Below are 21,471 nucleotides of genomic sequence, written 5' to 3' on the forward strand. Positions count from 1 at the left end.
CGGGTACAGGCCCCCTTTCCCCCATCTCGGCTGGCCAGAGATTTCATAGCCAATGGCTACGCTGCTTCTAGACGTTGCAACGCAATCAGAAAATTCTCTTTTTCTAACGCCGCGCTACTCAGCTTTATCACAATCCGTCGCGTGTTTCTGATCACCACGGCACCGATATGGACCAGGCGCTGGCGCAACGTCCATACCTGGGCCCTGGCCAGTGAGGTTCCTGCCAATCCTTTCTCTCGCACCGTCTGCCATAACACATACCCCAGTGAGGAGAACATCACGCGCAGCTGGTTGCTCCACCAAGCTGTGCAACTTGTACGGTCAGCAAATAGACCCATCTGCAGCTCTTTGTGCCGATTTTCCATGGTCCCACGTTCGCAATAGACCTCGCTATAGAGCTGTTCAGCTTCGCCAACCAGATCCGTGACGATAAAGCGTTGATTGGGTCCTATCTCGTTGTATTCCATTTTGGCAATGACTCGGCGGGGGCGAACCCAGCTACCCGCCTGGTAGTCAATATCCTTGAATACCTTGAGTGCAGGAATATCCACATCCTTGTGCTCGAACCACAGCCAGCAACTGCTCAGTGTCTCCCGGCTGACCTGACACTCGCTCATCAGCACCTTGTTGGTTGTATAACCCACAATATAGCGAACATCATGACGCTCACACCAGCTCAGCAATAGCGGCCGGTAAAAGCCCCCATCGCCACGAAAAACGATGTTCACCTGCGGCCAATGGGCTCGAATGCCTTTAACCAGCAGCGACAGCACCGCTGCCGAATGAGTGGCGTCAGGGCGATTGATGGGGCGTAGGTAACTGACCAACAGCTTCTCTCCACAGTACACGTAGAGCGGCAGAAAGCCATAGCCATCGTAGTGTGTGTTGTATGCCCGACCTTGCTGTTCACCGTGAACACGATCATCAGTGCCATCAAAGTCGAGAATCAAAGACTTGGGAGGCTCATCAAACGAGGCGATGAATCGCTCCAGAATCAATCGATGCATCTCAAACACCGTTTTTCTCGCTTGTACCGTTGAATGCTGAGCGATAGCAGCTTCCATTCGGCAGAGTGTGGGAGCGCTACCCATGGGCTCAAGCACTCCGACCGCACTTTGCAAAGCGGCGTCATGACGCAACTGTTGATGGTCATTCAAATCGGCAAAGCCTGCCGCTATAGCGAAAATACGTTGACGCACAAGCGCATCCCACTGGTGTGTCACGCCACTCTGATCGCGAGGGTCGTGCATAAGCCTGGAAGCCGCCTTGCACAGTCCGAGGCGATCATCGGCTGCCCGCAGCAGTTCAACCCCTCCAATGCCACTGACATCTCCACCGCTGAAATCCAGTTGGATGCTACGTTTTTTCAGCTTGCGTTTGAGGGTACAATTTGACACTGGCGGGGCGCTCCTGTTTTTGATTGTAAAGCTTTGATCGGCCTACAATTTTACAGGTGCTCCGCCAACTCTTGGTGAAATATTCAGGCTAACCGGTGCAACCTGGCACCAGAGACGCACGACCAACCCGATGCTTTTCAACTCTTCATTATTTCTGTTTGTCTTTCTGCCGATTGTGCTCGGCCTCTTTTACTGGCTGCTCTGGCGCAATAGTTTCCGTCTCGCCATTGCCGCGCTCACCGCCTGTTCTCTGTTTTTCTACGGATTCTGGAACCCGGCCTACCTGCCCCTGCTGCTCATCTCGATCGTCTGCAATTATGCGATTGGCCGAAGCCTGTACTTACAACCCTCCCGCATCCTGTTATCGCTGGGGATTGCCTTCAATCTGAGTCTGATTGCCTACTTCAAGTATGCGCACTTCATGGTCTCAATCGCCAACGAGGTGACAGGCAATAGCTGGGTGATGCATCAGATACTGCTGCCACTGGGTATCTCCTTCTTCACCTTTCAACAGATCACCTGGCTGGTTGATGTCAACAAAGGCGGCAGCGAACGTCCGCGTTTCATCGACTACGTGCTATTTGTGTCCTTCTTCCCGCAGCTCATTGCAGGTCCCATCGTGCATCATCAGGAAATGATGCCGCAGTTCAAACGACTACAAAGCCAGAATGACACGCTGGGTACGTCGGGCGCATCGGGCCAACCAGGCATTTTCAGCGCTAACTTCATTGCCGGTAATATCAGTGTCGGACTCACCATCCTGTGCATCGGTCTGTTCAAGAAAGTCATCATCGCCGATTCACTCGCCCTGTATGCCTCCCCCATATTCCAGGCAGCAGAGCTGGGAATCACGCTGACAAGCTACGAGGCCTGGCTTGGCGCACTGGCCTATAGCCTACAGCTGTATTTCGACTTCTCCGGCTATTCGGACATGGCCATCGGCATTGCTCGTCTGTTCGGCATTACCCTGCCGATGAACTTCAACTCACCCTACAAATCACGTTCAATTATCGAGTTCTGGCGACGCTGGCACATGACGCTATCGCGTTTCCTGCGCGATTATCTGTACATACCATTGGGCGGAAGCCGGACCGGCAGCAGCCAGCGCTATCGCAACCTGGCCATCACCATGGTATTGGGAGGACTCTGGCATGGTGCGGGCTGGACCTTTGTTGTCTGGGGTGCATTACACGGGACATTTCTCATCATCAACCAGTGCTGGCGTGCTCGTACCAATGACAAGGATGAGCGTCATATGGCCAGCACCTTGGGGAGACGCCTGTGCGGGCATCTGACAAAACTGGCGGCGCAGGCATTGACTCTGATCTGCATCGTTTGCGCATGGGTGGTGTTTCGAGCCGTTGATATCGATGCGGCAATCGCACAGCTGGCCTCCATGGCAGGACTCAATGGCATCGCCCTGCCCGTACAGCTCGCTAGCCTCCTGCAAGGTAACCCCTGGCTGATATCCTTTGCAGACATCAGTTTCGGCAAGCTATTCGTCAACGAATTGATCCCACCCCTGACGGCCATCAGCTGGATTGCAGGCTCTGTCTGCATCGTCCTGTTCATGCCCAATACGCAGCAAATCATGCATCGATTCACGCCTGTTCTCGAACCGGTCAGCCCGGCCAGCGGCATCAGTCGACATATTCAATGGTCACCGAGCTGGCCGTGGTTTCTGGTCATCCAGCTGATGAGCCTCTACACATTGCTGCACCTATCCCGGGTCAGCGAATTTCTCTACTTTCAGTTCTGATGAAAATGCATCGCTATGCCAGCCTGAGCGTCATGGTGCCTCTCGTGGTGCTATTGGCGGTCGCTGCGTGCAACAGAGTGATAGACCCTTATCAGATCTTCAGCGCTCATCGTGAAGCTGTCTATAGCGACAAACCGGCACTACATCCGAATATTCGTCTGCACAAGGCCTATCAAGTCAGATTACAGGCACCCGATGCCCTGATTCTGGGCTCCTCGAAAGCCATCCAGGGCATCCCCGCCGATCACGATTATTTTGCCGGGAAGCGTGTCTACAATCTGGCAGCACCTCTGGCCAGCATGAAAGAACTAACGCTGCTGCTGCGCCATGCGCAGGCTGTTCATCCGATCACGGATGTTGTCCTGGCTCTGGACTTTCTCTCGTTCAATACCCTGGCACGTAGCGATGGTCCAGCCTCTGGCTTCATGCCAGAGCGATTACTGGGCAATGAGGATTCACAGAATATCCACTGGCAGGACTACCAGAGCGCACTCATATCAGCCGATGCCCTGAGTGCAAGTCTGGCCGTAGGCCGCACCCGGACGGCCATTCGGCATGCCCTTGAATCAGGCGCTGCAACAAGCTATACCGAGGATGCCGAAGGCGTACTTGGGCCTATACCGGCAATAGGCACTCACCAGATACTGACAGGCCTGGGAGCTCGTAACGATGCGGAAATTCGTTCTCGACTCAGTGATGGAGGACACCGCAGCAATACGCTGAAGATCGAAGAATTTTTCACCAGCGCAGTTTACCTGCCAGCCCCTCTACGCCAGTTTCAGTTTGCCACCGCCGGCGAGGATAGCCTCTACTGGTATGAGCAATTTGTTCGTGAACTGCATGAACATGACATCCGGGCCTCACTGGTCATCAGCCCCAGCCATGCCAGGCTGAACGAGCTGATCGACGTCGCAGGCTTGTGGCCACAGTGGGAATACTGGAAGCGAAGCCTGCTCGCAATCAACCTGAAACTGGCCGATGAATACGGCCAAACACCTTACACCCTATTCGATTTCAGCCTGCCCGGCAGCATAACGACTGAGCCCTTCCCGGAAGCTGGCGATAGCGATTACCGCATGCGCTACTACTTCGAATCCATCCATTTCAACCAGCATACCGGCGCCCTCATGCTTGATCGGCTGATGTCTCGGACTACGACTGAGTCCGAGTCATTCGGCACGCCCTTGACGGCTCAGAATCTGGAGGCAAGCTTGCGAGAAATACGTGAAAAGCAGGCCGATTTCCGAGACCTCCACCCTGATTATCGAATAGAGCTGGAAGCCATCGTCGCCGAACGTTAATAGCTCAACGCTTGAAATCAGGCGTTCTCTTGTCAATAAATGCCTGCATACCCTCTCGCTGATCTTCAGTGCCGAACAGTGAGAAGAACGAGCGCCTCTCCAGGTGCAAGCCTTGATCAAGCGTGGTTGTCAAAGCCGCATCGACTGACTCGCGAGCCAGTTGCACAGCAGTTGCCGAAAAGGATGCAATCTGCAAGGCAGCCTTGCGAGCTTCGTCCAGCAGCTCTGCCTGTGGGACGATACGCGATACAAGCCCGGCCCGTTCAGCCTCTTCGGCATCCATCATACGACCCGTCAGGCACATGTCCATGGCCTTGGACTTGCCGACCAGACGCGTCAGACGCTGCGTGCCACCCAGGCCAGGCAAGGTACCGATTCGCACTTCGGGCTGACCAAAACGAGCGTTGTCAGCAGCCAGAATGAAATCGCACATCATTGCCACTTCGCAGCCACCACCCAGGGCATAACCTGCCACCGCGGCAATGGTGGGTTTACTACTGTTGGCAATGCATTCCCATTCACCCAGAAAATCACCCTGCAAGGCATCAAGATATTCAACGCTCTGCATCTCCTTGATATCAGCACCTGCAGCAAAAGCCTTGTCGGAGCCGGTGATGATAATGGCGCGAATGGACTCGTCCTGATCCCAATTCTGCATCACCTCGCTGACCTCAAGCATCATTTGCCGATTGAGGGCATTCATGGCGGCAGGTCGATTCAGCGTCAGTGTGGCGACGTGCTCTTCCACGTGAGTCAGAATTGTTTCATAGCTCATCTTTTAGTGCTCCTGGATAGTCAATGTTGAATGCTTGCAGGCATTTGATAAGGTAGAGTACCGGCATGTCTGAAATAGCCCGTATATTCCATATAGCCCAGTCGGCCGATATCCTCCCTCTTGATCAGGGTAAGGACTATCGATGCGCCTCCCTGGATACCGAAGGTTTCATCCATTGCTGCGATCAGCGCCAGCTCTCAGGCGTGGTCAGCAGATACTACAATGAGAACGATGCGGTACAACTCATGATCATTGAGGTCGACAAGATCGAGGCTCCACTCATTCTGGAAAATACCGTCGGAGGAGCCGAATTGTTTCCGCATATCTACGGCCCGATCAATGCATCCTGCATTATCGATGTCGTGCCATTCGGTATCCATTCAGACGAACGCATGGGTTTGTTTGAATAGACGCCGCAGCTGCCCTGCGGGATAAGGGCAGGAACCGCAATTCGAATAGAACAAGAGTTCGTGCAACAGTCGATCATACTGATTGCCTGCTGCACGCCCCCTTGACCGGATCGTTTACAGCTGTGCGGTATCCAGAGCGATAGTAGACTCTGCGCCTTCGATGATAATCGTTGCGGCAGATTCAACCAACGGCAATGTGCGTTCTGCGTAATAGCGTGCAACCGCGATCCGCGCATTCAGATAATCGACATCAGCATCAGCATTCTGCTTGAGTCCAGTCGCTGCCAGTGCTCCGCGAGCCAGCATCCAGCCACCTGCCAATCGCCCCTGCATCATCAGGAATTCGACCGACACCGCCGCTGGCAGTGAGGCATCTTTCTGCTCCAGTAACCAGGCCGTCGCGCTTTCGGCCGCGCTAATGGCAGTCTCCAGACGCTTCATGACAGACTGCAGCTCGACATCGTCCAGCGCCTTGAGCTCTGCAACCGTTGTGCGCATATCGCTCATCAGTTCACCCAGTCCCTTGCCACCATCACGCGCCGTCTTGCGACCGATCAGATCGTTGGCCTGAATAGCTGTCGTACCTTCGTAAATAGTAACGATGCGTGAATCACGTAAATACTGCGCAGCACCCGTCTCCTCGATGTACCCCATGCCGCCATGAACCTGAACACCCAGAGAGCACAGCTCGACTCCCATTTCGGTAGACCAGCCCTTGACCAGCGGCGTCAACAACTCACCACGACGCAACATACGCTCTCTAACGGCCTCATCAGGATCACGGCGAGCCTGATCAAACGCCGCAGCGCATTCCAGTCCCAGGCCACGCATGGCTTCTATTGTCGATCGCATCGTCATCAGCATGCGACGCACATCAGGATGATTGATGATGCCCTGATCATCTTCACTCTGCCCCAATAGTGTCTTGCCCTGCTTGCGATCACGCGCATAGGACAGCGCCTGCTGATAGGCACGCTCGGCGATACCATAACCTTCAACACCAACCGCATGACGCGCCTGATTCATCATCGTGAACATATAGGCAAGACCATGGTTCTCCTTGCCTACCAGGTAACCGATCGCACCGCCTTTGTCACCGTATGACATCACGCAGGTGGGACTGGCATGGATGCCCAACTTGTGTTCGATGGACACACACGTCACATCGTTACGCTCACCCAGAGAACCATCATCGTTTATCAGAAACTTGGGAACGATGAACAGTGAAATCCCCTTCACACCTGCTGGTGCATCCGGCAATCGTGCCAGCACCAGATGGATGATGTTCTCAGTCAGGTCATGTTCACCGTAGGTGATATATATTTTCTGCCCGCTGACCAGGTAGTGATCCCCGGCAGGTTCGGCCTTGGTACGTACGGCGGCCAGATCGGAGCCTGCTTGCGGCTCTGTCAGGTTCATGGTGCCCGACCAGACGCCTTCTACCATTTTAGGCAGATAGCGCTGTCGCAGCTCCTCGGAGGCGTGATGTTCAATAGCATCAACGGCACCTTGCGTCAGCAATGGGCACAAGCCGAATGACATATTGGCGCTGTGCCACATTTCCTGCACGGCCGCAGCCACGGTCATCGGCAGACCCTGACCACCAAACTCCGGTGGAAAGGCCAGACTGCCCCAGCCACTTTCAATAAACTGGTTGTACGCATCACGCCAACCATCCGGGGTGGTAACTTCCCCGTCTTGCCATTGACTGCCTTGCTGGTCACCGCTCCAATTCAAAGGCGCCAGAACATCAGCCGTGAATTTTGCAGATTCTTCCAGAATGGCAGCAATGAGATCCGGCGTTGCATCTTCGAAGCCTTCAAGCTTCGCCAGACCAGCCAGATCTACAACGTGATTGAGAACGAAGGCAATATCCTTCACAGGCGCTGTATAAGTCATTTTTATTTATTCCGAGAGGCCGGTGGGGAACCGGGAACCAAATGGTGACCCCGGTTTGCCGCAAAGCGTAACGACGGTAAGTCTTTAACCGTTAGCGGACTTCTACTTTTTGTTCTTGAATTGATCGTTCCAGCTTTCAAAAGCCGTTTGCATATCGCTCATGGCCTTTTCGGCAAAGCTTTGCATCTTGGCTGTTGATTCCTTGAACTCTTCGGTGAGGCTGGCTCCCCGTTTTTCCCAGAAGTCCTGAGCTTCCATCATGGCCAGGTGTCGCTTCAATTCGACTTCATCAAGAAATTTCTTCGATTCATCAGTCGTGCGTGCAATGACATCGTCAACCACAGCGCGTGATGCTTCCAGCTTGTCTTGTGCTTCCATCAAACCCAGATGCGCTTGTAACTGGGCCTCATCGGCCTGGTCACCGGCTTGTTGCATGGCCTTGCTCAGAAGTGCATTGATCTGGCCCAACGCTTTCTTCGTTGTCTGCTTTATTTCCTGAGTATCGTCAGGTAAATCGTCGATGAAGTCGTCAACCTTATCCTGAACAACTTTCAGCTCTTCCAGTGAACGATCAATCGCTTCGCGAATTTTCTTTTCCATTAGCAGCTCCTGTGGTTAAACGAGTATTCAGTATAGACCGAACCGGGACCGCAGCTGCAAACTGGCAATATGGTAACCGGCGGAGCAACAGCAGCTCCGCCGGATCTACGCGTTACATCAGAGAGAAAACCGCTTAGCTATCGAGAGCGGCTGACAGCTCGGGTAATGCATCAAACAGATCTGCCACCAGACCATAATCAGCTACCTGGAAAATAGGCGCTTCTTCGTCTTTGTTGATAGCGACAATAACCTTGCTGTCTTTCATACCCGCCAAATGCTGGATAGCACCGGAGATACCAACCGCCAGGTACAGATCGGGAGCGACCACTTTGCCCGTCTGGCCAACCTGATATTCGTTGGGTACGAAGCCTGCGTCAACAGCAGCACGAGATGCACCGACAGCCGCATTGAGCTTGCCCGCGATGTCATCCAGCATGGAGAAGTTTTCACCACTTTGCATGCCACGACCACCGGAGACGACGATGTCGGCACTGGTCAGTTCAGGCCGATCCGACTGGGACAGCTCCTGACCAACAAACGAGACCTTATCGCTGATATCACCTGCATCAACAGTTTCAACGCTCGCTGATCCGCCTTCTTCTGCCACTGCATCAAAGGCCGTCGTTCGAACGCCTACAACCTTCACAGCATCGCTGCTCTTGACGGTAGCCAGTGCATTACCCGCATAGATCGGCCGGACAAATGTATCTTCGCTCTTCACTTCAATGATGTCGGAAATACCTGATACATCCAGCAAGGCGGCGACTCGTGGCATGACGTTCTTGCCCGCAGCAGTTGCTGCAAACAGAATGTGACTGTAGCCGCCGGCGTGCTTGACAACCAGTGCTGACAGATTCTCTGCCAACTCGTGAGCGTAAGCTGCGTTGTCAGCCAGCATGACTTTGTTGACGCCTGCAATAGCGGCCGCCTTCTGGGCAACACCACTGGCATCACTGCCTGCTACCAGCAAATCGACGTCTCCACCAATTTTGGCGGCTGCAGCGATGACACTGAATGTAGCCGGACGAATCTCGCCGTCTTCATGTTCAACCAGAACAAGTGTACTCATGATTGTGATCTCCTGTTATCGTCAGTTCAGATGACTTTGGCTTCGTTGCGCAGCTTGTCAACCAGCTCTGCAACACTCTTGACGATGACGCCGGCTTCACGCTTGGGCGGCTCATTGACTTCTACAACAGAAAGTCCGCTAGAGACGTCCACACCGGTATCAGCAACAGCAATGACTTCCAGTGGCTTTTTCTTGGCTTTCATGATGTTGGGCAGTTTTGCATAGCGAGGCTCATTCAAGCGCAGATCTGCCGTAACAATTGCGGGCATGGCAACCTTGATGGACTCCAGTCCAGCATCCACTTCACGAGTCACTTTCAGGTGATCACCGTCGAATTCGACCTTGGAGGCAAACGTTGCCTGTGACATGCCAGTCAGTGCGGATAGCATCTGCCCTGTCTGGTTGGCATCATCATCGATAGCCTGCTTCCCCAGCACAACCAATCCAGGCTCTTCCTTCTCAACCAGATGCTTGAACAATTTGGCGATGGCCAATGGTTCCAGCAACTCGTCTGTCTCGATCAGAATGCCGCGATCGGCTCCCATAGCCAAGGCCGTACGGATGGTCTCTTGGCTCTGCGAAGATCCAATGGAAACTGCAATGACTTCATCCGCATTGCCCGCCTCCTTGATTCGCAGCGCCTCTTCAACGGCAATTTCGTCAAAGGGGTTCATCGACATCTTGACGTTTGCCAGTTCGATTCCGGATTTGTCCGCCTTTACGCGAGCCTTGACGTTGTAGTCGAGAACGCGTTTGACGCCTACGATAATTTTCATGGGCAGCTGCCTGTGTGATTCTCAGATGAATAATGGCGCAATATTAACCGCTTAAAGGTCTCTACCGCGTAGCGTTAGGTTGAATTCTGGCGTAAATACGGCGCTTGGTAGTCGCATGCAGTGCATTCCAAGTCGGCACCAGCGTGCCGACCAGGAGCGACTAGTGCAACTCACTCACTGAAACTACTCGCCGATATCCTCATTCCAGAGGGTTGGTTCTGCCTCGATGAACTCTTCCATCATGGCAATGCATTCTGCATCATCCAGAACCTCGACATTGACACCGCGACTGCGAACGTAGTCCTCGGGGCCTTGAAAGGTCTTGTTTTCACCCACCACTACGTGTGGAATGCCGTACAACAGCACAGCACCGCTGCACATATCGCACGGTGACAACGTGGAATACAACGTGGATCGCTGATAGGTGCTGGCAGGCAATCTACCAGCTTCCTCGAAGCAATCCATTTCAGCATGACGAATGGTACTGCCCTTCTGGACTCGTTGATTGTGCCCACGGCCAATGATTTCGCCATCAAGTACCAATACGGAACCGATGGGTATTCCGCCGGCGGCTCGACCTTTGCGTGCCTCTTCAATGGCAGCCTGCATGAACGGAGCGTGATCCACCATTAACCTTTTCCTCAGCTTATCGAAACGTTAGTGTACCCAGTTCGGCACCCGCTTCGCAGCTTATACGAGGATGCCTATGAATACAGATATGTGTTGCGTATCAGTCCAGTTGCACCCGACCAAAGACCTGCACGCTTACACGGCTGGTTCCGGGCTCCACCACCGGTTCTGAGGCAACCGAACTTCGCATCACATCAGCCATTTCAGCTCGGGCGTTGAGCATCGGAACATTGCTCTGACCCGTCTGTATATTCACATCCAGAATTCTGTAACCGCTTGATCCCATGTTCTCCTGTACCAGGAGTGCTCGATCCTTGAATGCATCGAGCGCCTCGCCAATCAACTGATCAGACGCTTTTTCACGGGTAGAATCCTTGGTCATCAGGCGAATCCCCTGCACCTGAAGCTTTTCCTGCAATTGCTGGATAGCCTGCCCGGCAGCACCAAAGTCTTCCGTCTCCAACTGCAGAGTCTGAGTGGCGCGCCAACCGATCAGACGTCGCACCTGGCTGGTGTCGTAACGCGGGTAGGTCTGATAATCACGGGTCTTGACGTTCAGAGTCTTGAAGGGGCGCAGCAAATCAACGGCCCATGCCATTGTCGAATTGATCTTGTCCGCCAATACAGCCGGATCCCTGTGCTCCTGCTGCACGACCAAAGTGGCCATCATCAGGTCGTTATCAATTTCGGTCGTGGCCTCACTGGTGAGATTGAACACGTTGTATAGCGTCTCGCCCGAAGACTGCGCCTGGACAGGCAAGCCTGTCTGTAGACCGAACAAACCAGCCAATACCAACCACCGAGCTTTCACAATAAATGACTTCATGTTCACTGTCCTACGTTCTCTATAAAAACAAACACTTACCGGGGTCGGACCACGACGCCCACTAAATGGCCCTTTTCACCCCCAAGCAGGGCTGTTTAGTGATGTTTCCAGCTCAATATGGCATACAAAACATCTGGTAATCAAACAGTTACGATGGTCCGACCCGGTTATTTTTCGAGGATGGCGGTGACGCCCATGCCGCCTGCGGTGCAGATGGAGATGAGGCCTCGGCCGGAGCCCTTTTGATCAAGTTGTTTGGCGAGTGTGCCCAGAATACGGGCTCCGGTCGCAGCAAAAGGATGACCGACGGCAAGGCTTGAACCAACCACATTCATGCGTGTGCGATCGATACTGCCCATCGCGGTATCACGACCCAGCTCTTTGCGGCAATACTCAGGGTCTTCCCAGGCTTTCAAGGTGCACAGCACCTGAGCAGCAAAGGCTTCATGAATTTCATATAGCTCAAAATCCTGCAGTGTCAGTTCGGCTCGCTTCAACATATCGCTGACAGCGACCGTTGGTGCCATCAGCAACCCGGCTCCACCTACAAAATCAACAGCCGCTGTCGCCGAATGTGTCAGATAAGCCTGAATAGGCAGTCCACGTTCGCGCGCCCATTCTTCGGAGCACAGCAATACGCCTGCCGCGCCATCAGTCAATGGGGTGCTGTTACCTGCCGTCAACGTGCCGGCCTCGGTCTTGTCATAGACAGTGCGTAGTTTTCCCAGAGATTCCAGACTGGCATCGGCACGCAGGTTGTTATCGCGCAGAACACCTTCGCACTGAATCAACAGATCGTCGAAGAAGCCTGAGTCATAGGCTGCAGCCGTATTCTGGTGCGATAGCAATGCCAGCTCATCCTGTGCCTGTCGTGAAATGGACCAGGTCTTGGCCATCATCTCGCAATGCTGCCCCATGCTCATCAGGGTACGCGGCTCGTTGACGGACGGTGGCACTGGTGCCAGCTCCTTGGGACCAAAGCCCTTGAAGACTCCCAGACGCGATTTGATATCTCGCGCCTTGCCCAACGCCACCAGACGCTTCGAAAACTTGTTGTTAAAGACGATAGGCACATCGCTGACGGTGTCGCTACCGGCTGCAATGGCTGAGTCAATCTGTCCCGTGGCAATCTTGGCGGCGGCCGTCATTGCCGCCTGCAAGGAGGTACCGCATGCCTGTTGCATGGTCAGCCCGGGCGTCGTAGGTGACAACTTGGTGCTGAGTACCACTTCACGCGCCAGGTTCCAGTCACGCGAATGCGTGATGACAGCGCCTGCATTCACCTCACCGATATGTTGGCCTTCCAGAGCGTACCGCTGCACCATACCATTCAGAACCGTGCTCAACATTTTCTTGTTGGACAGCTCTGCATAGGAGGTGTTTGATCGGCAGAAGGGGATTCGAAGTCCGCCTACGATGACGACCGGCTTGAGTGTTTGAGCCATCAGGCATTTGCCTCCTGTTGTTCCAGATAATGCATCGGTCCGCCAAGAAAAGGCGCAAAACCGGTTCCGAATATAATTCCAGCGTCCAGAAGCTCATCGTCTGCAACGATGCCTTCGGCAGAGGCTGCCTGGCACTCGGCCAGAAATGGCTTCATCAGACGAGCAGCTATCTGATCGCCGTAAGGACTATCGACATTGAGCTTACGCCGGTTAGCCCGCCCCTTGGCCCAGACGTAGAACCCCTGCCCTGACTTCTTGCCCAGATGCCCTTCATCAAGTTTTTTCTGCAACAGCTCTCGCTGCGCCTCCACATCGCCGCTTGCCAGAGTCTCTGCCACTTTCATGCACACATCCAGACCGACCACATCGGCCAGCTCAATGGGTCCCATAGGCATGCCAAAACGAATGGCAGATGCGTCAATAAGCTCCTTGTCCAGACCTTCCAGCATCAGCGTGAAAGCCTCCATCAGATAAGGAGCCAGTACCCGGTTCACCAGAAAACCCGGCGAGCTCTTGGTCGGCAAGGGGAAACGATTGATCTGTGCGCTGAATGCGCAACCTCGGGCAATCCAGCTCTTTGCCGTCTGTTCACCATGCACCACCTCAACCAGTGGCATCTTGGCAACCGGGTTGAAAAAATGCAGTCCAATCAGTCGCTCTGGAGCCGCCATATCCCTGGTCAGTGATTCCAGCGGCAATGCTGAGGTATTTGTCGCCAGAATGGCATGGGCTGCCATACGTGGCTCGATCGAAGCATACAGGGCTCGTTTGGCGTCGGCATCTTCATAAATGGCTTCAATGATGACATCCGCACGCGGCACACCGTCACCCTCGACATCCGCCATCAGCCGCGACAAGGCAGCGCTGACAGCAGGCTTTTTGCGAAGACGTTTCCGGAACAGAGCCTTGGCCCGTTTCAAGGCAGGCTCAATATGCTTCAACTCGCGATCCTGAAGCGTGACCTCCATGCCCTGCAAGACACACCAGGCGGCGATGTCGCCCCCCATGACGCCGGCGCCCACTACATGCACACGCCGGACCTTGAAATCCTCGCCTTTACCAAGCGATTTCATTCGCTCTGTCATGAAAAAGACACGTCGTAGATTTCTTGCCGTATCGCTGACCATCAACTGGCCAACCTGCTCGGCTTCCGCCTCGAACATGCGGCGGCGATTATCACGATTTTCTGCCCACATATCGATCATCCGGAAAGGGGCCGGATAATGCTCAGGATTAGCCTTCTCGGCGGTCTTGCGCCGCAGTACCTGCGCCAGAACACTGCGTGCAGGCTGACGATTGGTCAGCGCGGCGGCAGCGGATGGCGTGTGTTTTTTGCGCTTTTGCAAAATGGCCCGTCTTGCCGCCCAGTGCAGCGAACTGAATTCATCCACCAGCTCGTCAATGACCCCGGCCTTGCGAGCGGCAGGTGCGCGCAACATGCGAGCAGTCAGCATCAGTTGCATACCTTCCAGCCCGCCCACGCGCTCTGTCAATCTTGTGGTGCCACCCAGGCCCGGGAAGATCCCCAGCTTGACTTCCGGAAAGCCAACTCGCGTTTCCGGCACATTCAACGCAACGATGTAATCACAACACAACGCCAGCTCAAGACCTCCGCCCAGCGCAAAGCCATGAATGGCCGCCACGGTAGGGCATGGCAGGTTCTCCAGGCGGGCGAAAACCTCATGGCCAGCCTTGATCATATTGGTGACGTCGGCGGCCTGCGTGAAACGATCGAACTCACGGATGTCAGCACCGAGTATGAAGCTTGCAGGCTTGGCGGAACCCACCACAACGCCTACCGGGTTCAATGACTCGATTTCTTCGACGATACCCCCCAATTCCCGAATCACAGCCTCGGACAGGGAGTTACTTCCCTCGCCTTGACGATCGCACAATAGCCACACGATGTTTTCGACATCGATGTCTATCTGCCAGTGATCATATGAGCCAAATCTAGTCGTCATGAGCAGTGCTCGTCGTAAGAATTGATAGTGAACGGCAGGAACAGATTTGTTCAAGCTGTTGCGGCTAGAAGACTATCAGACTTGAGACGCTAGCGAAGATGAGAGTCAGAAGGTAAGACTGGTGGATAGATAAGGTTTCACCTTGCCTTCAACCGGATCCCAGGCAAGATCCAGCCGCAGATCAGCATTGGTCAGAGCCTCAACCTTTCTGCGCAGCCCAACACCACCGCGCACGTGTTGTCTGAACAGATCGACATCACTTTGCAGGTAAACGTTCCCCGCATCCATGAACACTAACCAGCGCCAGGCAGGATAGGCAAAGAAACCAGAGAGATACTCAACGTTCAGCAACGTCAAGATGTTGCCGGAGTGAGCACCAGACTCCATGCCCCGTAGCAGCTCTCCCCCACCGATCTGATAGGAGCGTTCCCCGAATGGTGCCGAATCGCTCCATCGCAATCTTGCTCGAATATTGAAATTTGTCTGCGGCTTTTGCAAGGCCAGATACCAACGCCCCTCAGCTTCCAGACGCACATAACGAAAGTCTGCCCCCAGAACCTTGTCTGCAAAGGCCAGTGAGCCACCGTAGTAGTGACCTCGCCGACGATACGGCTCCTGATGTACTCGCTGAATACCAAAACCTGCCTCCAGTGCCAGATTTTCTCCATCACTAAAAGGGCCTTTGACGCCTGAGCGCATTTGGTAGTCACGAATCTCGAACCCGGCACCGCCAAAATAGCTCAGACCGCTGATGCCCAGGCTGTCATTGGCCCAACGTGTCAGTCTCAAACTTGCACGTCGCGACTTACGTAACGTTTCTCCATAGATCTCATCATCACGGGACAGTTCAGCATTACGCCGCTCTACAGAGGCATCGACACTCATGCCGTAACGACTGCCGAAAAAACGGGGCACGTTATATTCCAGACTATGCACATAGCCAGCTCTGCCACGGCCGTCATCTTCCTGTCTTTTCTCACTGGTCAGTTTTAGCTGATGCAGGCGGCCCATGAAATTATCCCAGCGTAGCTGTGCCCCCAAGCGCAATTCACCATCCGAGGTCCGGCTGATGCGTGGCAGCGGCAGAAAGAATATTTTCTCAACAACCAGGTAGCTCAAGATCAGTTGACCTTCAGCAAGATCCAGCTCTGCCCGAATCGATTTGAACAGCCCCAGATCCATTATGTTCTGCATGCCATCGATGATGTCATCAAGCGAACAGTACTGCCCTGGCTTCTGCATCAGCTCGCGTTCGATAACCTGTGCTCGTGTCACCTTGTTACCCACGAACCGTATATCGTCTACTGGCCGATCACACCACTGCTCACCGGGAACTGCATCCGCAGCTTGGGCATTACCCATTGATACACTCAAGCTTGCAAACAGCATCAGACTCAGAGCTGCAAAGCGCGTGTATCCAGCGCTCATGGACTTTTTCGGATCACGGTGATTCGCAAGAATCGCAGACAAGCAGAATCCTGAAGCCAGTAAGGCATTGCCGTTGAGCAGTCTGGCAACTGGTTGGATACACCTGTGTTCACTGACCTCGTAACTGATGCTGCGAGCCTGTTAGCGACTCTCCTGATCATCAGCACTCAAGGATCATGCCGAGCAGGCTGTTTAATCTGCCATCAGTACGGCACTGTCTACAGCACGCAGCTCGAGCCTGTCGCCCTCAGCATCGTTAAGTAGCACTAAGGGCGTCCGACAACTGACACGACATCAAAGCTCTGGCAAGCCTCGCCCGGCCTTGTCTGACAAAGCCTGCGTATGAGGGTATTTCTCTGCCTTGATCAGCCGCTTCTTGCCAGCCTGGGCCTTGGCCATATGTCCCGGTAATTCGCCCAAGCGCGATATCAGGTCGGTATTTGCCGACGCCCCCTGCGCACGACTGTAGAGCGAAGCATCCAGAGCTTTGATCAACTCGCGGGCTGCGCCTCCTTCATCAAACCTTGACGCCAATGCGGTGAGCGTCGCGGGTGATTGCTCCGGCCATTGTCGTGCGGCCCATTCCAATAGCGCCCCACGTACGGCAGCAGGATCTGATCCTGTACAGGCGGCCTCGACAGCGGCCAGGGGTGCCAGTGACTGATAAGCCGCATTCGCATGCTTGCGAACGGCTCCCAGCCTTTTACCGGCCACTTTTTCACGTCTGATCAAATCTCTTTTTCGCCACCAGACAAACGCAAGACTGGTGACCCAGAGTCCCAGTAACGTCAGCGCAGTGAGCTTCCATCGATTGCTTACAGTTTGCAAACTGGCGATCTGCGCCTGCAGTGCATCGGTACCGGAGATCAGCTGAGAACCCTCAGGATTACCGTTTTCAATCGACAGTGCTGTATCAGTCCTCTCTGCTTCTGTAACAGTCTTATCAGGCTGGGATGTTGAGCGCTCAGAGGTGATGGCCGCCAGTGTCGAATCCGGCAACTCGGCAGTCGTATCGACGGATAAGGGTGGTACAGACTCACCCGAACCTTCACTCAATGGTGCGGCTTGTGCCTCTTCAGTGCCGGAGCCGCTCAGCGCCGATGAAGCGTGCCCGGTATCGACAGCGGGTCCGACGCTTACGATTTCTTCTGGCAGCATTGCCGTTTCAGTTTTGCCGGTCTCCGTATTGAACCATTCGACACTAACCGCAGGCAAGACCAGCTCACCCTCTCGCTGTGGAATCAGAGCCCACTTGATGGTCTGCTCTGCCTGTAACCCAAGCTCATCGACGACCATGGCCTTGACGGGCTCCTCGGCATAAAGGCTGACCCCATCAATGGCCGGGATGCTGATATCCGGAAGCTGCGAATCCAGTATTCCAACACCTCGCATGGTGACGGTACGCGTCAGTGGTTGATCCACACGGGCATCCGTATTACCACCGGCCCAATTGCTTGCCAGCGTCAAACTTCTCGCAGGTAACCACCAAGCAGTACCCGTCGAGGGTCTGGCTTGCACCTCCAGCTGAAGGCTATCGGTACGCCGGGTGAGCTTTCGAGTCGATGAAAAAATGCCGCGCTGCCCAGCGTTCGCAGGCACGGACACGCTCAGGACAACCGGATCAATTTGCAGTGAACCACTTTTCTGCGGAAACAAGGCGAAGCGTCGTTCAGTCACGCTGTATCGGCGCCCATCACGCTCTTCGTTTGTATACACATCCTTGCCTATGCGTTCAACCTGAATGTCCTTGCCTGCCGGATCTGACAAACCGCCATCCACGATCTCGATACCCTGAAAAACACGAACTGACATCAGCACCTGGGACTGTACCCAGGGCGTTCGTGTATCCACCGTCGCCTCGACAAACACATCTCGCCTGGCACTGGCCGAAATTTCGTTCACCGTAAGACTCAGCAGTTCACTGGACATGCCACCAACAGTGACCGCAGGCACCGTAAACACACCGGCCTTGCGTGGCATCAACTCCAGCGTCCAGGTAACCACGCTGCTCACTGTCGATTGATTGTTACTACCGCCTATCGAATTGATCTGACGGGAACTGGAGCGCCCGACAATGTCAAAATCCTGATCCAGGGCCGACGTGTCAAGCTCACCCTCCACACCGATGGCAAAAATGGATAGCGTGACTGACTCATCTAGAGTCACGCTCGACGCGCTGAGCTCACTCTTGACGGTACCCTGCTGCGCTGACAGCGACGAAGTCATCGCCAGCAATACACTGAATAGAAGCCATCTCATGAGAGTGTCACGCCAACAATCGTTATTACCATGGTTCAAGCGCATCTCGCACCTCCGGATACTCACTTCGATGACTCTGCTCCAGTTTGCGACGCAGTAGCCCAGCCGGGTCATCCGGAATTCGGCGCAGGAGCTGTTCAGTTGCCTGCTCATTTTCTGTCAGTGGCCGCTCGGGCGCCTCGTTAGCGCCTTGCTGTGGCCCCTCTTCCGGATCACCATCCGGTTCATTACCTTGCTGTCGAGCTTCTGCAGCCAGCGCTTCGCGCGCAGCATTTTCGGCGGCCTGCTCATCAGCCTCACTCTGTCCGGGCGGAGTTGCATTGTCTTCGCTACCTGCCGTGGACTCACCCTCCTCGCCGCCACTCCCCGGCTCACCATCAGAAGGTTGATCACCTTCCTGATCACCTTCCTGGTCGCCTTCCTGGTCGCCTTCCTGATCACCTTCCTGATCACCTTCCTGGTCACCTTGTTGATCCTGTTCTTGCTGTTCCTGCTCAGCCAACTGCTTCAGCTGTTCTGCAATATTTCGATTGCCTACCGCATTCGTGAACTCCGGATCATTCTCCAGCACTTCATCAAACTGATTGATTGCCTCATCATAACGACCTGCTTTGACTTCACTCACACCCTGGTTATAGCGCATGCGATTCGCAGCATCGATATCACCCTCCTTCAACTGCTGTTCCACTTGCTGTGCAAAGGATGCAGCCGCCGCCTCGTAATCCCCCGCGCCATGCTGAGCCAAGCCGCTCCAGCCAGCATCCGGCGCCTTCTCCAGCAGCGTCTCGTAATCACCGTTTTCAAAAGCCTGCGCCGCTTGCTGCTCAGGTGTCTGCCACCACTCATCCCACGCAGCCTGTACGCTTGCAGCAGGTAGCAATACACAGGATGCAAACAGCCATATAGCTGAGAGCCGTTTCATGCAATCACTCCACGGCGAAAGGCAAACAACAGCGCGCCCAATAGCGGCCACAGCAACCAGGGCGAATACTCTACCCAATACACTTTAAGTGCAGTCGATTCCTCATCTTGAGCCGTGATGCCCAAGCTTCGTCTGACACTATCAAGAGCATCCAGATCCTTGCCCGATGTTGTAAGACTGACTGTCTTGCCGCCACCTGCGGCGGACAATCTGTTCAATGAATCAATATCCAGTTGTGAAACCACAATGGCCCCATCGGAGTATTGGAAAAACTGTCCATCTTCGGCACGCAAAGGCGCACCTGCAGCCGTACCGATTGCCAGCACTGACACGCGGTGACCCGCGGTCCTGGCATTCGCAGCAGCATCCAGATCCTGCTGGCTGGCAGCAGCATCCGTGATAAGCAATATATGTCCCGACCCCACACTGGCCTGCTTCAGCAATTGTACGGCCTGTTCAATGGCAAGATCCGGGCGACTACCCTGAGCCGGCATGATCTCAGGTTCCAGTGAGGGTACGAATGCCTCGATGGTATTCGCATCATCAGTCAATGGACTGATGACATAAGGCCGCTGTGCAAAGGCGATCAGTCCCGACTGCATGCCATCGCTACGCTGCAAGAGGTCGATCAGTTTGAAACGGGCACGCGTCAGTCGATCCGGTTTGACATCGTCAGCGCGCATGGAGAGCGACAGATCAAAAACGATGACTTCGGCTTTCTCGGCTTCAAATACCGGCACTTCTCGTTGTTGCCAGACAGGTCCCGCCAGCATCAGCAGGGCCAGAGCCCACGCAGCAAACATCAGTATCGGAGCGCCGTGTGTCGACGTTGACTGACCTTCAATCACATACGGTTGCAACGCTGGATCGACAAACGATTCCCAGGCTCCATTATTCGAACGCAAACGGAACCAGAAAAAAATCACCACCAACAGCGGCACAAATCCCCAAAGCCATTCTGGACGCATCCACTCGAGTGCAGTATCCATCATGGCCTCATGACCGCTCGTCGTGCCCCGTGAGGCAAACTACCCGCCAGGACCCACAAGATGGACAAGAACAGTGCCGCACTCAATGGCCAGAAAAACAGTTCCTGCAAAGGCCTGAAATCATTGCCTTCTTCATCAGTGGGCTCCAGACGATCAATCTGGCGATAGATGCTAGTGAGCTCCTGTTGGTTGCGAGCTCGGAAATACTGTCCGCCCGTTGCATCGCTAATGGCCCGCAGAGTGGTTTCATCGAGCTCACTGCGGGCACCACCAAACGGTGCATTGAAAAGATTGGCCTGCGCATCAGCACCCACGCCGATAGAGTGAATACGAATATTGTTCTGCGCCGCCAGACTGGCCGCCTCCAGTGGCTCGATAACACCGGCAGAGTTCTCACCATCAGTCAGCAAAATAATGACTCGAGCCGCTTCTGGCCTGTCTCTGAGACGTTTTACAGCTAGACCTATTGCATCACCGATGGCCGTCGAACGCCCTGCCAGCCCCACCGCGGCCTCTGCAAGAAAATGCTGCACAGTGTCATGATCACGGGTCAAGGGCGTCTGTAAATAGGCTTGCGAGCCGAACATCACCAGCCCGATCCGATCACCGGTGCGTCGAGCAACAAAATCGCGCGCCACCTGCTTTACAACAGACATTCTTGTCGCCCGCGTATTGCCAGCGTACAAATCCGCCTCGCGCATACTGCCCGAGATATCAATGCACAACATCAAATCCCTGCCACTCACCGGTATACCCACAGGTTCACCATAGCTTTGCGGCCGAGCCGTCGCCAATAACAAGGCAATCCACGCGAGTGTCAATAGCAGGATGCGTAACCCCTGACGCAGCCCACCACGCACCTGCTCCGTACTGAGATTCTCATACAAGGTCGCATCGGGAACCCGCAGTGCACGACCCTGAGTCACTTGCCGGACAGGTGCCAGGAAGTAGACCAGCAGAGGCAAGGGCAGCAACCAGAAAACCCATGGCATCAGCCAGATAATATCTTGCAGCCAGCTCAT

General features: G+C 54.5%; 18 protein-coding genes. 3 read left to right on the forward strand and 15 right to left on the reverse strand.

The features are described from left to right. Nucleotides 1–56: 56 nt before the first annotated feature. The gene (locus IMCC3135_RS26935) at nucleotides 57–1,397 is read right to left on the reverse strand and encodes an IS1380 family transposase (RefSeq protein WP_088917058.1); all 1,341 of its coding nucleotides are present in this window, start codon (nucleotides 1,395–1,397) and stop codon (nucleotides 57–59) included. 130 nt (nucleotides 1,398–1,527) lie between these two features. Here IMCC3135_RS26935 and IMCC3135_RS26940 point away from each other — a divergent pair, with 130 nt between their 5' ends. Together IMCC3135_RS26940 and IMCC3135_RS26945 are read left to right on the forward strand one after the other, a co-directional pair. Beyond that, nucleotides 1,528–3,156 carry an MBOAT family O-acyltransferase gene (locus IMCC3135_RS26940; protein ID WP_088920409.1) on the forward strand — a complete coding sequence of 543 codons (1,629 nt, stop codon included), beginning with the start codon at nucleotides 1,528–1,530 and terminating at the stop codon, nucleotides 3,154–3,156. After that, nucleotides 3,156–4,457, forward strand: coding sequence for a hypothetical protein (locus IMCC3135_RS26945; RefSeq protein WP_088920410.1), 1,302 nt, complete (start codon nucleotides 3,156–3,158; stop codon nucleotides 4,455–4,457). Before IMCC3135_RS26940 ends, IMCC3135_RS26945 begins: the two co-directional genes overlap by 1 nt. Before the next feature lie 4 nt (nucleotides 4,458–4,461). Here IMCC3135_RS26945 and IMCC3135_RS26950 read toward each other — a convergent pair whose 3' ends face one another. Beyond that, nucleotides 4,462–5,232 (reverse strand): enoyl-CoA hydratase, encoded by a 771-nt coding sequence (locus tag IMCC3135_RS26950; protein WP_088920411.1) that lies wholly within the window; start codon nucleotides 5,230–5,232, stop codon nucleotides 4,462–4,464. Between the two features lie 65 nt (nucleotides 5,233–5,297). Between IMCC3135_RS26950 and IMCC3135_RS26955 the strand changes: the two genes are divergently transcribed. Next, entirely contained in the window at nucleotides 5,298–5,642 is a 345-nt protein-coding gene (locus tag IMCC3135_RS26955) for a DUF952 domain-containing protein (protein WP_088920412.1), read from the forward strand. A 114-nt stretch (nucleotides 5,643–5,756) separates the two neighbouring features. Here IMCC3135_RS26955 and IMCC3135_RS26960 read toward each other — a convergent pair whose 3' ends face one another. The 13 genes from IMCC3135_RS26960 to IMCC3135_RS27020 form a co-directional block, all read right to left on the reverse strand. Beyond that, nucleotides 5,757–7,541: an acyl-CoA dehydrogenase gene (locus tag IMCC3135_RS26960; protein ID WP_088920413.1), complete on the reverse strand. Its 1,785-nt coding sequence runs from the start codon at nucleotides 7,539–7,541 to the stop codon at nucleotides 5,757–5,759. A gap of 102 nt (nucleotides 7,542–7,643) precedes the next feature. Continuing rightward, the gene (locus IMCC3135_RS26965) at nucleotides 7,644–8,141 is read right to left on the reverse strand and encodes a hypothetical protein (protein WP_088920414.1); all 498 of its coding nucleotides are present in this window, start codon (nucleotides 8,139–8,141) and stop codon (nucleotides 7,644–7,646) included. A 133-nt stretch (nucleotides 8,142–8,274) separates the two neighbouring features. Then, complete coding sequence (locus IMCC3135_RS26970) at nucleotides 8,275–9,210, reverse strand: electron transfer flavoprotein subunit alpha/FixB family protein (protein ID WP_088920415.1); 936 nt, start codon at nucleotides 9,208–9,210, stop codon at nucleotides 8,275–8,277. A 26-nt stretch (nucleotides 9,211–9,236) separates the two neighbouring features. Further along, nucleotides 9,237–9,986 (reverse strand): electron transfer flavoprotein subunit beta/FixA family protein, encoded by a 750-nt coding sequence (locus IMCC3135_RS26975; RefSeq protein ID WP_088920416.1) that lies wholly within the window; start codon nucleotides 9,984–9,986, stop codon nucleotides 9,237–9,239. 183 nt (nucleotides 9,987–10,169) lie between these two features. Continuing rightward, nucleotides 10,170–10,616, reverse strand: coding sequence for a nucleoside deaminase (locus IMCC3135_RS26980; protein ID WP_088920417.1), 447 nt, complete (start codon nucleotides 10,614–10,616; stop codon nucleotides 10,170–10,172). A gap of 100 nt (nucleotides 10,617–10,716) precedes the next feature. Then, complete coding sequence (locus IMCC3135_RS26985; protein WP_088920418.1) at nucleotides 10,717–11,442, reverse strand: SIMPL domain-containing protein; 726 nt, start codon at nucleotides 11,440–11,442, stop codon at nucleotides 10,717–10,719. Nucleotides 11,443–11,609: 167 nt separating this feature from the next. Beyond that, nucleotides 11,610–12,887 carry an acetyl-CoA C-acetyltransferase gene (locus IMCC3135_RS26990; RefSeq protein WP_088920419.1) on the reverse strand — a complete coding sequence of 426 codons (1,278 nt, stop codon included), beginning with the start codon at nucleotides 12,885–12,887 and terminating at the stop codon, nucleotides 11,610–11,612. Continuing rightward, entirely contained in the window at nucleotides 12,887–14,851 is a 1,965-nt protein-coding gene (locus IMCC3135_RS26995; protein WP_088920420.1) for a 3-hydroxyacyl-CoA dehydrogenase NAD-binding domain-containing protein, read from the reverse strand. The genes IMCC3135_RS26990 and IMCC3135_RS26995 overlap by 1 nt, the downstream gene beginning before the upstream one ends. A gap of 105 nt (nucleotides 14,852–14,956) precedes the next feature. Continuing rightward, the gene (locus tag IMCC3135_RS27000) at nucleotides 14,957–16,279 is read right to left on the reverse strand and encodes a BamA/TamA family outer membrane protein (RefSeq protein WP_157736291.1); all 1,323 of its coding nucleotides are present in this window, start codon (nucleotides 16,277–16,279) and stop codon (nucleotides 14,957–14,959) included. 294 nt (nucleotides 16,280–16,573) lie between these two features. Further along, nucleotides 16,574–18,538 carry a BatD family protein gene (locus IMCC3135_RS27005; RefSeq protein ID WP_157736292.1) on the reverse strand — a complete coding sequence of 655 codons (1,965 nt, stop codon included), beginning with the start codon at nucleotides 18,536–18,538 and terminating at the stop codon, nucleotides 16,574–16,576. Between the two features lie 25 nt (nucleotides 18,539–18,563). Further along, nucleotides 18,564–19,460, reverse strand: a complete 897-nt coding sequence (locus IMCC3135_RS27010; protein WP_088920423.1) for a tetratricopeptide repeat protein — start codon at nucleotides 19,458–19,460, stop codon at nucleotides 18,564–18,566. Beyond that, the gene (locus IMCC3135_RS27015; RefSeq protein WP_088920424.1) at nucleotides 19,457–20,452 is read right to left on the reverse strand and encodes a vWA domain-containing protein; all 996 of its coding nucleotides are present in this window, start codon (nucleotides 20,450–20,452) and stop codon (nucleotides 19,457–19,459) included. The genes IMCC3135_RS27010 and IMCC3135_RS27015 overlap by 4 nt, the downstream gene beginning before the upstream one ends. Continuing rightward, a complete protein-coding gene (locus IMCC3135_RS27020; RefSeq protein WP_236994668.1) occupies nucleotides 20,449–21,471 on the reverse strand; it encodes a vWA domain-containing protein in 1,023 nt (340 codons plus the stop codon). The genes IMCC3135_RS27015 and IMCC3135_RS27020 overlap by 4 nt, the downstream gene beginning before the upstream one ends.

The organism is Granulosicoccus antarcticus IMCC3135 (assembly GCF_002215215.1).
Taxonomy (GTDB): domain Bacteria; phylum Pseudomonadota; class Gammaproteobacteria; order Granulosicoccales; family Granulosicoccaceae; genus Granulosicoccus; species Granulosicoccus antarcticus.